Source organism: Vibrio sp. DNB22_10_4 (assembly GCF_052879755.1).
This window is the reverse complement of the sequence record NZ_JBNNXW010000001.1, coordinates 320995-333461: the sequence shown is the minus strand read 5'-3', so window position 1 is coordinate 333461 and position 12467 is coordinate 320995. Positions and strand designations below refer to the sequence as shown.

Below are 12467 nucleotides of genomic sequence, written 5' to 3'. Positions count from 1 at the left end.
AATCTCACTTTCAAGTTTTATCCATCTGTCACATATCGTGCATGGTGACGTATCCATAAACATCCTCCTAAGTCCGACTCCCTGGAGGATGAGTGAGGAGGGCGTAGAGGGCGTACTCCCCTCCACTTAGTGATCGATCTCCCATTCCGCTCTCTGATTCGGTTTTTTCAGGTGATTGCGATCACGCCAAGCTCAGTTTTTAATCTAGCCACGAACTAAGAAAGAAATACTATCCGGCGGATAACTAATTACAAAAATTGTTGTGAAGATCACAGTTACCCGCAAAAAAGAATCAAAATTTCCCAAAATTTTGTATACATGGCAGACCAATCTCCCCTACCACATCAAGGATATAGTGACAGAGATCACAAATCCGAGGCGTAGTCGAGGGATTGACCACACAATAATCAAAACCGAGCGCTTGATCAAAAACTGTATAACCTACTGTTTTATATCTTCGAGCTGGCTCAACAAAGCTGTGGTAAACACGCCCTCCACCCCAAGGGCATTGAAAATAATAATCGTAGGAAATAACTCATGTGGATTCCTTCAAAGTTGACTCGACCTGGCCGCTTACACAATGCCATTGTTCGTCCTCGAGTTTTAGACCTGCTTGCACAGGCGCCTTTCTATAAACTGGTATTATTTCGCTCGCCAGCCGGTTACGGCAAAACCACCATGGCCGCTCAATGGCTCTCGGACAAACCTCATGTAGGTTGGTACAGCATTGATGAAAGTGATAATGACCCATTTCGCTTCGTCAACTACCTGCTGCAAGCCATCAACAAAGCCACCAGCAACAGTTGCCCAAATGCGCAAAAGTTGGCAGAGCGCCGACAGTTTTCTTCTTTGCATTCCCTGTTTAGCGAGGTGTTCGCTGAACTAACCAGCTACCACCATGAGTGTTATATCGTTCTGGATGACTACCACCTCATCAGCGACGAAGACATCCATGAAGCAATGCGCTTTTTCCTAAAGCACATGCCAGACAACATTACTTTGGTCGTCACCAGCCGAGGTAACCCACCACTGGGTACAGCGAACCTGCGCGTTCGCGATCTCATGATTGAAATTGGTAACGAGTTGCTTGCCTTCGATACTGAAGAAACCACGCGTTTCTTTAGCCAGCGCCTTGCCAGTGAGATCGATAACGAAACCGCGAATACGCTTCGCACCTATGTGGAAGGCTGGCCATCGGCACTGCAGCTTTTCGCCCTTCAAGCACAACATCAAAAGCGCACACTGGCCCAATCGGTAGAGACTATCTCTCAGTTCAATCACGCACACCTTTGGGACTACCTTGTTGAAGAAGTGTTTGATCTACTTGATAAAGAAACCCGTCATTTCTTAATGCAGTGCTCGGTGCTTGATCACTTCAATGACAACTTAGTCACCGCACTGACCAAACGTGACGACGCACTCAGTATGATCGAGTCACTCAACCGCTTTGGTCTGTTCATCTATCCATTAGAGGGAGAGAACAACTGGTTTAGGTTCCATAACTTATTTGCTGAGTTCTTATCGCACGAACGTAAAGCACGAATTCCACAGCAAGAGAACGACTTGCACCTAGCCGCGGCTAACGCTTGGCTAGAACAGAAAGTCCCTCACCAAGCACTACGCCACGCGCGCCTTGCTAACAACGCAGATTTGGTGGCGAGTATCTTGCTGGAGTTTGGCTGGAAGATGTTTAACCACGGCGAATTAACCACCCTGGAAGATGCCATTGGTGTGTTAAGTGCTGATCAGCTTTACAGTCAGCCGAAGCTATGTGTATTGCAAGCTTGGTTGGCACAGAGCCAACACCGATACAATGAAGTGGGCGAGCTGATTGCCAAAGCTGGTGAAGAAATGGCCGCGCGCAAAGTCAATTTGAGCAAAAAAGAAGAAGGCGAATTCCACGCGCTTCGTGCTCAGGTGGCAATCAACCAAAACTCACCAGACCAAGCCATCGAGCTAGCTGAACTCGCACTGAGCGAGCTCGACCATTCGGAATATCGCAGTCGTATTGTCGCTACCTCAGTCGTTGGTGAGGTGAACCACGTGATTGGTAATCTCAGCCGCGCACTGTCGATGATGCAGCAGACTGAAAAGCTGGCGCGTCAATATCACGTGTATCATCAAGCCTTGTGGGCACAGCTACAACAAAGTGAAATCTTGATCGCTCAAGGTTATGTACAAGCCGCGTTCGAGATCCAAGAAAGCGCCTTTAAACTCATTGAAGAGCAGCAACTGCACCAAGTCCCACTGCACGAGTTTCTATTGCGCGTTCGTGCACAAGTGCTTTGGTGTTGGAATCGCCTTGATGAGGCCGAAGAGTGCGCTTACAAAGGCATCGACGTACTGGGTAACATCGACCCAAGTAAACATCTGCACAGCTACTCCATGATTGCTCGTATTGCTATCGGTCGTGGTGAGCTAGACAAAGCCTCGAAGGTGATTGAGCAAATTCAACACCTCATCAAACAATCTACCTATCACGTTGATTGGACGGCGAATGCTTCATTGTCACTACTGCTGTACTGGCAAGCAAGAAACGACATGGAATCAATTGAACAGTGGCTAGAAACCGCTACTCGTCCAGACGAAGCATGCAATCACTTCTCTCAGTTGCAGTGGCGTAATATTGCCCGTGCGCAGATCCAGTTGGGACAGTATGAGCAAGCGCAAAGCACGCTGAACTTCCTAGAGCAAGAAGCGAGCAAGCATCAGTTAGTGACCGATCGCAATCGTAACCTGATTGTCGAAGCGATCCTCAATGTGCACAGCAAGAATGAAGACCAGGCCAAACAACTTCTGAAAGAAGCGTTAGTACTGACTAACCAAACAGGCATGATTGGCAACTTCCTGATTGATGGCGCAACTATTGGGCACTTGCTGGCTAACCTAGTGTCGAAGTCCGATCTTGGTGATCTTGAGCGTCACCGCGCTCAACTGCTAATGAAAGACATCAACACCACTCAGCGTAGCCGCTCAGTGCACTTTAACGAAGAGTTTGTCGAGAAGCTGGTCAACCACCCTAATATCCCTGAGTTAGTACGTACTAGCCCTCTGACCCAGCGTGAGTGGCAGGTTCTTGGATTGATTTACTCTGGATTCAGCAACGAGCAAATTGCTCAAGAGTTGGATGTTGCAGGCACAACGATTAAAACCCACATTCGTAACCTGTACCAAAAGCTCAACATTGCTAACCGTAAAGAGGCGATCAGCACCGCCGAGAACTTGTTGCAGTTGATGGGTTACTAATCTTCCCTATCTTCCATTAAACAAAGCCCGAGCATCATTGCTCGGGCTTTTTGCTTTAAAAGAGCGCTCACAGGAAGGAGCACTTGGGTCAATGGCTTTGCATGAAGCAAACACTCTGGACGGCAGCCTAATACCCGAATTATTCCTCGATTCCGCGAATCCTCATATTGCGGCGCCGTAGATACTCTAGCGTCACCAATAGCAGTACCGACATCAGAATTAGTAGCGATGCCACCGCTAATATGGTCGGGCTAATTTGCTCGCGAATACCAGACCACATCTGCCTCGGCACCGTGCGCTGCTCGGCGCCAGTGATAAACAATGCCACAACCACCTCATCAAACGAGGTGCCAAACGCAAACAGCCCACCAGAAATCATCCCCGGCCGGATCAGCGGAAACGTCACGGCGCGAAAAGTGTACACCGGATTAGCGCCTAGACTTGCCGCCGCTTTGGTTAAGCTATGGTCGAAGCCGCTCAATGTCGCGCTGACCGTAATCACCACAAACGGCGTACCCAACGCAGCGTGCGCCAGTATTATCCCAGGCATAGTCTGCGCAAGCCCAAATCGGGTGTAGAAGAAGTACATTGCCGCGGCCGAAATGATCACAGGCACTATCATCGGTGAAATCAGTAGCGCCAATATCGCATTACGAAACGGTACTTTCTCGTTGGATAAACCCAGTGCTGCCAGAGTTCCCAGTAACGTGGCCAAAATGGCCGCCATCAGAGCGATAAAGGTGCTATTTTGCAAGGCTTGACGCCATTGCTGGTTTTCTATCATCTCTTGATACCAGCGTAGCGAGTACGCTTCTGGCTCTAGATTCAACATCCCCTCAGTGAAGGTGAAATAGGGCGTCGCATTAAATGAGAGTGGGACAATAATCAAAATGGGGGCAATGAGAAATAACAGCACCAAGGTACAAAAGCCAAGGTAAGCCCAATACCCCACCTGCTCAGTTCGCGATGCGTAAGTTGGTAAAACCATGCCTATCCTCCTACTCGAATGTTGTTAATGCCCACCAAGCGGTTGAACAGGTAAAACAGCCCAAGCACCAAGAGCAGCAGCAAACCACCGAGTGCCGCCGCCATGCCCCAGTTGAGAGACGTCTGCATGTGATAAGCGATCATGTTAGAAATCATTTGCCCGCTGCGCCCACCTACTAACGCTGGCGTAATGTAAAAACCAATGGAAAGAATGAAGGTCAGCAAGCAGCCCGCACCAACGCCAGGTAGCGTCAGTGGCATATAGACTTTGGTAAAGGCGACTCGAGGCGGTGCGCCTAATGAGCGCGCGGCTCTAAAGTAAGTCGGGCTAATGCCCTTCATCACGCTGTAGAGCGGTAAGATCATAAATGGCAATAAAATATGCACCATGGACACCACGGTGCCAAAGGTGTTGTGAATAAGCGCTAATCGCTCGCTGGACAGCCCACTCCATATCAGAAGATCATTGACTACCCCCTGATTTTGCAGCAAAACAATCCACGACGTTGTCCTGACCAGAAGTGATGTCCAAAACGGTAACAACACCACAATTAACAGCAAGTTTGCATGTTTGTCAGGCAAGTTGGCCAATAGGTAAGCCAACGGATAAGCAAGCGCCAAACAAGCCAAAGTGATCACCAACGACATCCATAAGGTTTTGTAAAACAGGCCTAGATAGATTTGTCTCGACGCAGATTGCTCGGTGATTTCGCCGTTTTCATCCACCTTCAAGTCCAATGCGGCAAGATAGAAGTGAGAGGTATAGGCGGAGTTCAAATTCTTAATCGCAGCCCAGTATTTAGGCTTCTGCCAGCGTTTATCGATAGCGACAAGCTGCTCATAGGTGACTAACTTTCCGTCCAGTTTCGCCAGCTTGCGACCCGTTTTCATAAGTAAGCTACGCATGCCCGAAATTTCGATATTAAAGCGATTGGCGACTTTTGGCAGCTGCTTGGAGAGATAAAGCGCAGTGAGCTCCTCACTAAACGTATGAACAAGACGCTCACTCGGCACTGATTGAATATCCCAAGAAGCAATTTCAACCGTGGTATCAGGCAGCGACTCCACCACCAAAGAGTTATCGATGCTGCGATAGAGCATCTCGCCGATGGGAAACGCAAAGGACAGCAAGATAAAGCAAACCAAAGGGAGGGTAAGAAAAAGAGAGCGTATCTGCTTACGTCTTTCTGCTTTTGCCAGTTGCTGGGCGAGATCAGGCGTGTGATTGGAGAGCTGCTTTTCCAGCTCGGTCACCGACTCCAAGGATGAAAGCTCGCGACTCATAACGCTTCCTCCACTTTTGCCCCATCACGAGTAGTCTTATGGCCTAGCCCAGAGCGATTCTGCGCCTGAGAATCCGGCTCATGAAAATCTAAGGCATGACAATCCTGTTTTCGCCAACCTATCTCGACCTGCTCCCCCACCCGCACCACCAAGCCTTGCCCAGAGTCATTAGGAACTTTAACCACCAACTTGGCAAAACCTGATACTTCAATAATCAAGCGGAAGTGATCACCATGATAGATCATTTCATTCACTCGACCGACAAACCGATTTTGCAGCTCCGGCCCTTGAGGATTAATGACGATCTTTTCCGGCCTTATCGATAATGTGGTGAGCGAACGTTCATTGGCCACTTGCACCGACTTTGCCTGAACTTGGTACGAGCCGACTACTACCTGACAATACTGATCTTCTAGCGACTGCACTTGGCCGACTATTTGATTATTTTCGCCAATGAACTGAGCCACAAACGCATTGCTTGGCGATTCGTATAGCTCGTTTGGTGAGGCTAGCTGTTGCACTTGCCCATCGTTAAACACCGCGATGCGATCGGACATCGTCAGTGCCTCATCTTGGTCATGCGTGACATACAAAATGGTGATGCCCAGTTTTTCATGCAAGTGTTTGATTTCCATCTGCATAGTTTCACGGAGCTGTTTATCAAGAGCGCCTAATGGCTCGTCCATCAGAACCAGCTTAGGCTCAAACACCAAAGCCCTAGCCAAGGCGACGCGCTGCTGCTGACCACCAGATAGTTGCTTGGGATAGCGATTCGCCACATGAGAAAGCTCCACCATAGACAAGATGTTCTCAACTCGCTCAGCGATTTCTCGCGCGCTCATATTGCGCACTTTCAATGGAAACGCCAAGTTCTCGGCGATGGTCATGTGTGGAAACAGGGCATAGTTTTGAAATACCATGCCGATCTCGCGTTTATGCGGAGCAAGATGGTTCACCGGTGTACCATCAATAAAGATTTCACCATGCGTCGCTGTTTCAAATCCCGCGAGCATCATCAAGCAAGTCGTTTTTCCTGAGCCAGATGGCCCTAACATGGTGACAAACTCACCTGGGGCAATGTCGAGGTTAAAGTCCTTCACGACCAAGGTTTTTCCATCGTAGGTTTTCTTTACATGCTGAAAACTCACATAATCCGTTCGATTCGTTTTCATAGTCTCTGCCTTGATTAGGTTAAGTTAAGAGCGCCCGTGATGAGCGCTCTGTGCTATTAGTTCTTTGCGCCATAACTAAAGCTGGTACTTACTCAGATCGGGACGAGTTGCTATAGCGGCTTCAACAAGCTGAATCACCTCTGCACGCTCAGCGCCTTGTAGCAATTGACGTGGTGGACGCACCTGCTCCGAACCACGACCGCAAACTTGTTCAGCTAGCTTGATGCATTGGACTAAGGTCGGAATCGTATCGAGTTTAAGAAGTGGCAAGAACCAGCGATAGATTTCGAGCGCTTCGGCATAACGGCCTTGGCTCGCCAGCTTATAGATAGCGACTGACTCCGCTGGGAACGCATTGGTTAGGCCAGAAATCCAGCCCGTAGCACCGAGCATTAACGACTCGAGGGCAATATCATCCACACCACCAAATATGGTAAAGCGCTGATCGAACTTGTTATAAAGCTCAGTAATGCGGCGCGTGTCCGTGGTCGACTCTTTGATTGCAACGATATTGTCGAACTTTGCCAGCTTTTCCATGATGTCCAGATTCACATCCACACCATAAGAGACTGGGTTGTTGTAAATCATCATCGGCATCTCAGGTGTTGCTTCCGCGAGCGTGCGGTAGTATTCATACGTCTCAGTGTCTGACGTACGATAAACCATGGCTGGCATGACCATACAACCGTCAACACCAATGGCTTTCGCATCTTGCATGTAATCAATCGATGCGGCTGTAATTGACTCTGCGGTGCCGGCAATAAGTGGCACTCGGCCATTAACGACTTCTTGGGCGGCTTGCAACACTTGGCGCTTTTCCTCTGGGTAAAGGGCGCAGTTCTCCCCCACCGTACCAAGACAAATAATGCCGTTAACACCGTCGTTGATTTGGTTGTCGATGACAGTTTGAGTCGCATCCAGGTCAATCGTTAAGTCGCGTCTAAACTGAGTACTGACCGCTGGGTAAACACCTTTCCAATCTACGTTCATTGAAATCCTTCCGTTTGTATATTGTATGCAATTTTAAAAATGAGCAAAAAGCTCTTCACTATCCCAATTCCACTTGGGCTAAGTTCGTCAGTACCACCTGCGCTGCCACGAGATCAGCGAGGGCGCTACCGACAGATTTATACAGAGTTATTGAATCGGGATCGGTTCGTCCCAAATCTGTGCTTTGGCTTGTTTTTTGGCTTGTTTTTTGGCTTAGTTCAGCACTGCAAAGCTGCGGTAAATCCGCCACTATCTGCTCTGGCGAGAAGATTTGCTCAGCAATTGGGATCAGTAACTCTCCAGCCTCGGCTAGAACATTGATGCGGCTATCGACATATACCCGCGATCGCAGCACCAATTCGCTGTCACATTCTCGGTGCTGACGATGATGATTACCTACCAAGTCAACATGTGTCCCCGGCTTTACCTGCTCGCCCAATATCAATGGTTCGAGAGAGCCCGTTACACAGCTGATGATGTCTGCCGCCTGAATACCTTGCTCTATATCCGTGACTATCGACACTGAGAACTGGCGCTCGCTTGGTAAGCGCTGGTATTCATCACCATGAACAATACGCTCTGCCGCATTCGCGGCTTTCGCGGCATCTCTACCCCAAACAATGACGCGTTCAATAGGGCGAATCGCTGCGTAAGCCCAAGCAAAATAAGGCGCTAATCGACCCGTGCCGCAGATCAGCAAAGTCTTTGACTCTTTACGCGCTAAGTAGTCCGCTGCAAGCGCCGATGCGGCTGCGGTGCGCCAATAAGTAAGTACTTTGGCATCCATGGAAGCGAGAGGTGCACCATCACTGCGACTAAACGCTAACAGTCGAGATGCCAACACATCTTTCCCTTGCTCACCATTGCCCGGAAAGTAAGTAAATGTCTTAACCGCGATCAACTCATCATTCCACGCAGGCAGTAATGCCAAGGCATCATGACTATCCGCAGCCAGTGGCAATACTTGGCGCTGAGGCACATTTGCCGGTTTGGCATAAGTTTGACGCATCGCCGCAATAAGCGATGTCATCGTCAAACTTTGGCTAATACGCGGTGATTCAATTGTTTTCATTCATCCTCCATTGAAGACACTCTCACTAAGAAAGGCACCAACACTGTTATCGCATATAGATTGGGGGAGCGAACTTCACCAGTGTTGAGCCGTGCACCTTTTAGGTTTGTCGATTCAAACTCTTAGCTAATTCAACAGCCAAGTATTGAACTCTTCATTTAACTCGTCAGCGTAATCAGACCACCATTCATCGTTGATCAAGAATGCGGTATCAAAATTACCTGGTGCAGTTGGCAAGCTTGCTAGAATGTCTGGTGCGACTTTGGCCGACGAGGACTTACGAGTAGGGCCGTAGGCCACATACTTAGCTTGCTCCGCTAATGGTGTGGTGCCAGATGAGAACACAATAAAATCGAGCGCTTTTTGTTTGTTCTTGCTGCCTTTTGGAATTGCCCAGCCGTTCATATAACCAATTTGGCGATCCCAAATAATCTTGAATGGCTGACCTTCGTCTTTCGCTGCGTTGTGAATGCGACCGTTAAACGCAGAAGCTATCACCACCTCTTTGTCAGCCAACATTTGTGGCGGTTGAGCACCCGTCGTCCACCAAAGAACTTGCTCTTTGATGGTATCTAGTTTGGCAAATGCGCGAGCACGGCCTTCTTCAGTTTCCAACAACTCGTAGACTTCTCCCGGTTCGACGCCGTCAGCAAGCAGTGCCCACTCTAAGTTGCCCTGTGGCTGTTTTTGTAGGGCGCGGCGACCTGGGAAGTTTTCCAAATCAAACAGGTCAACCAACTTGCTCGGCATGGCTTTGCCTTTAAATGCATCTTGGTTAACCGCTAGAATGGTCGATACGACTATCGTATTCACCGCACATTCATGGATAGCACCATCAATAAAATCTTTCTCGGCAGGTGTTCCATCTTCACCTTTAGGGAGCATGCTCGGATCAAACGGTTCTAGCAGTCCCTCAGCACAGCCACGCACGATATCGGGCTTGTCCAAAGAGACCAGATCCCAGCGAACATTATTGGCTTCTACCTGCGCTTTGATTTCAGCAAGGCCACCACTAAAGTCTTCCGACACTATGGTGGTTCCAGTGCTAGCGATAAACGGCTTGTGATACGCCTCTACCTGGCTTTTGGTGAATGCGCCACCCCAAGAAACCACCGTCAATTTATCCTCAGCGACAGCATTGAACGCCAATGATGCACTCACGGCAGTCAGCATCATGCTGGTTGGCACCAAGTGAAATTTAGACATTTTGTTCTCCTTTTTGTCTTGTTCCGAAAGGCATCTTGGTACGGCTTTGGACGCCCGTTTTTGTTAACCTTTAATTAACATAATAACGAAGTATATTTTATACAATATTAAATATTAAAATTTTTTAGCTAAATCGGCGTAGTGTGAATGGCGCCACATTTATCGAAGTTTGCTGATTGGTGATCAATTGACTGACCAAATCCGCCGTGATCGCTGCCTGCGTAAGTCCAAGGTGCTGGTGCCCAAAAGCCAACACGATCTTGTCATCGCAGATCGTATCGATCACTGGCAACGAATCACTAGTTGATGGTCGCTCCCCCATCCAGCGATCGCCAACTGCGCGACGATCAATCCCATCTTGCAGCATAATGTCACCCTGCTTTATCAACAGCTCGGTACGTTTATGGTTAAAGGGAGCGGAAGGCGAACCATACTCGACAGTGCCTGCTAATCGAAGGCCGTGCTTCATGGGGGTCATGATGAATTTTCGGTCGGCACTGCTTACGGCCATGGGTAATTCATGGTCGAATTTCTTTACCATGACATGGTAGCCACGTTCGGCTTGAATAGGCACTTTGATGCCCGTCAACGACGCCACCAGAGGCGCAGAATGAAGGCCCGCCGCGAGCACGATACGATCAAAATGTTGAGCACAATTTTCAGTGATGACTTCGCCTTGCTTAGTAAGTGACAACACGCCCTTTTCAATAAATTTACCGCCAAGATCTTGAAAGCGTTGATTGAGCGAAACGCAGAGCTCATAAGGCTCTATGGTATGTCCAGTGTTAGGAAAAAAGATCCCATAACGAACCTGCAAACCGAGCTTAGGTAGCTTTCTTCGCAGACGAAGTTGATCCCAAATTTGGTATTCAACACCCGCTTGATTTAGGGCATTAAGCGTCTCTTGATATGACTCAAACAGAGTTTCACTTTCGAACACGAGCAGAGAGCCATCGACCTTGATTAACCCCTCTTCGTTAATAGAACTAAGCAGTGTTTCCCAGCTCGGTAATGAATGCTGATTAAGCTCAGTTAGGGCGCGCGTCGATGCATCAAATGACCGTTTTCTGGCACTAAAAAGAAAGCGAACCATCCATGGAAAAGTGCTCAACACATCTCGCCAACGGATGGATAATGGGCTTTGCGGCGAAAACAACATACTGGGGATTTGTTTGATTGTGCTGGGCGAAGCAAGGGGAAAAACTTGCTCTGTTGCAATGTGCCCCGCGTTGCCCTTAGAGCATCCTTGCGCGGTGCCTTGAGGATCAAAAATCGTCACATTGAAACCGAGTTGCTGCAATTTAAGCGCCGATGTGATACCGATAACGCCCGCGCCGATCACGGCGACATTCTGTTGAGTTGATCCTTGTTTAGCGGTCATGATCTTGCTCCGTGTCACACTTCATAAAATAAATTGTATAAAATATATTTAACATCAAAGTAACATTGCTAGAGTGTAATTCAACCAATTTCTTATCAGAGGATCTGAAAATGAGACAAGGCACGTTTTTCTGTATTGATGCCCATACTTGTGGCAATCCGGTGCGACTCGTCGCTGGCGGTGTTCCCCCCTTACAAGGCTCCACAATGAGCGAAAAACGCCAGTACTTTATGGAAAACCTAGATTGGATTCGTCAGGCGTTGATGTTCGAGCCGCGCGGCCATTCCATGATGTCGGGTTCAGTCGTGCTACCACCATGCAGTGATAATGCCGATGCCTCAATTCTGTTTATCGAAACCAGTGGCTGTTTGCCCATGTGTGGCCACGGCACCATTGGCACCGTTACTTCTGCCATTGAGAACAAACTGATCCATCCAAAACAGCCGGGTAAGTTGATCCTCGATGTACCCGCTGGGCAAATTCGCATCGACTATCAGATGCAAGAAGACAAAGTCACCTCCGTTAAGATCTATAACGTACCTGCCTACCTTGCTCATCGAGATGTGAAAGTTTACGTGGAAGGTATGGGAGAGATCAGCGTCGACGTCTCATACGGCGGCAACTACTACGTGATCGTCGATCCACAAGAGAATTACCCAGGACTCGAACATTACTCTCCTGACGAGATTTTGATGCTCAGCCCCAAGGTTCGCCAAGCGGTGTCTGAAGCGGTGGAATGCGTGCACCCCGACGACCCAACCGTGAAAGGGGTTTCCCATGTCCTTTGGACGGGTACCCCAACCCAGCCAAATGCTACTGCTAAGAATGCTGTGTTCTATGGCGATAAAGCCCTAGATCGCTCACCTTGCGGCACGGGCACCAGTGCGCGCATGGCACAGTGGCATGCCAAGGGACTACTCAAACCCGGTGATGATTTTATCCATGAAAGCATCATCGGCAGTCTGTTTCATGGCCGAATTGAATCAGAGACCACCGTCAATGGCCGCCCCGCGATTCTACCGAGCATCGAAGGATGGGCACAGGTTTACGGACACAACACAATTTGGGTCGATGACAACGACCCATACGCTTACGGATTTGAAGTCAAATAACAACAAAGGAAACGACC

General features: G+C 48.7%; 9 protein-coding genes. 2 read left to right on the top strand and 7 right to left on the bottom strand.

Going from position 1 to position 12467, the window contains the following annotated elements; translation table 11 throughout:
* Nucleotides 1-537: 537 nt before the first annotated feature.
* Entirely contained in the window at nucleotides 538-3246 is a 2709-nt protein-coding gene (gene malT / locus ACVA6Q_RS01330) for an HTH-type transcriptional regulator MalT (protein WP_446646215.1), read from the top strand.
* Between the two features lie 139 nt (nucleotides 3247-3385).
* Here malT and ACVA6Q_RS01325 read toward each other — a convergent pair whose 3' ends face one another.
* From ACVA6Q_RS01325 to ACVA6Q_RS01295, 7 genes are all read right to left on the bottom strand, one after another.
* Entirely contained in the window at nucleotides 3386-4234 is an 849-nt protein-coding gene (locus ACVA6Q_RS01325; protein WP_446646214.1) for an ABC transporter permease, read from the bottom strand.
* 2 nt (nucleotides 4235-4236) lie between these two features.
* Nucleotides 4237-5517, bottom strand: coding sequence for an ABC transporter permease (locus ACVA6Q_RS01320; RefSeq protein ID WP_446646213.1), 1281 nt, complete (start codon nucleotides 5515-5517; stop codon nucleotides 4237-4239).
* Nucleotides 5514-6689, bottom strand: coding sequence for an ABC transporter ATP-binding protein (locus ACVA6Q_RS01315; RefSeq protein WP_446646212.1), 1176 nt, complete (start codon nucleotides 6687-6689; stop codon nucleotides 5514-5516). Before ACVA6Q_RS01315 ends, ACVA6Q_RS01320 begins: the two co-directional genes overlap by 4 nt.
* A gap of 75 nt (nucleotides 6690-6764) precedes the next feature.
* On the bottom strand, nucleotides 6765-7679 hold the full coding sequence (locus tag ACVA6Q_RS01310) for a dihydrodipicolinate synthase family protein (protein WP_446646211.1): 915 nt from the start codon (nucleotides 7677-7679) through the stop codon (nucleotides 6765-6767).
* 58 nt (nucleotides 7680-7737) lie between these two features.
* Complete coding sequence (locus tag ACVA6Q_RS01305; protein ID WP_446646210.1) at nucleotides 7738-8751, bottom strand: ornithine cyclodeaminase family protein; 1014 nt, start codon at nucleotides 8749-8751, stop codon at nucleotides 7738-7740.
* A 126-nt stretch (nucleotides 8752-8877) separates the two neighbouring features.
* Nucleotides 8878-9927: a polyamine ABC transporter substrate-binding protein gene (locus tag ACVA6Q_RS01300; RefSeq protein WP_446647153.1), complete on the bottom strand. Its 1050-nt coding sequence runs from the start codon at nucleotides 9925-9927 to the stop codon at nucleotides 8878-8880.
* 154 nt (nucleotides 9928-10081) lie between these two features.
* Complete coding sequence (locus tag ACVA6Q_RS01295) at nucleotides 10082-11338, bottom strand: NAD(P)/FAD-dependent oxidoreductase (RefSeq protein WP_446646209.1); 1257 nt, start codon at nucleotides 11336-11338, stop codon at nucleotides 10082-10084.
* Between the two features lie 110 nt (nucleotides 11339-11448).
* Between ACVA6Q_RS01295 and ACVA6Q_RS01290 the strand changes: the two genes are divergently transcribed.
* Nucleotides 11449-12450: a 4-hydroxyproline epimerase gene (locus ACVA6Q_RS01290; protein WP_338166991.1), complete on the top strand. Its 1002-nt coding sequence runs from the start codon at nucleotides 11449-11451 to the stop codon at nucleotides 12448-12450.
* Nucleotides 12451-12467 lie beyond the last annotated feature (17 nt).

Excerpts from the sequence above, each read along its gene's own strand:
- ACVA6Q_RS01320 (WP_446646213.1), bottom strand. The coding sequence starts at position 5,517 with ATGAGTCGCGAGCTTTCATCCTTGGAGTCGGTGACCGAGCTGGAAAAG.
- ACVA6Q_RS01310 (WP_446646211.1), bottom strand. The coding sequence starts at position 7,679 with ATGAACGTAGATTGGAAAGGTGTTTACCCAGCGGTCAGTACTCAGTTT.
- malT (WP_446646215.1), top strand. The coding sequence starts at position 538 with ATGTGGATTCCTTCAAAGTTGACTCGACCTGGCCGCTTACACAATGCC.
- ACVA6Q_RS01325 (WP_446646214.1), bottom strand. The coding sequence starts at position 4,234 with ATGGTTTTACCAACTTACGCATCGCGAACTGAGCAGGTGGGGTATTGG.
- ACVA6Q_RS01315 (WP_446646212.1), bottom strand. The coding sequence starts at position 6,689 with ATGAAAACGAATCGAACGGATTATGTGAGTTTTCAGCATGTAAAGAAA.
- ACVA6Q_RS01300 (WP_446647153.1), bottom strand. The coding sequence starts at position 9,927 with ATGATGCTGACTGCCGTGAGTGCATCATTGGCGTTCAATGCTGTCGCT.
- ACVA6Q_RS01305 (WP_446646210.1), bottom strand. The coding sequence starts at position 8,751 with ATGAAAACAATTGAATCACCGCGTATTAGCCAAAGTTTGACGATGACA.
- ACVA6Q_RS01290 (WP_338166991.1), top strand. The coding sequence starts at position 11,449 with ATGAGACAAGGCACGTTTTTCTGTATTGATGCCCATACTTGTGGCAAT.
- ACVA6Q_RS01295 (WP_446646209.1), bottom strand. The coding sequence starts at position 11,338 with ATGACCGCTAAACAAGGATCAACTCAACAGAATGTCGCCGTGATCGGC.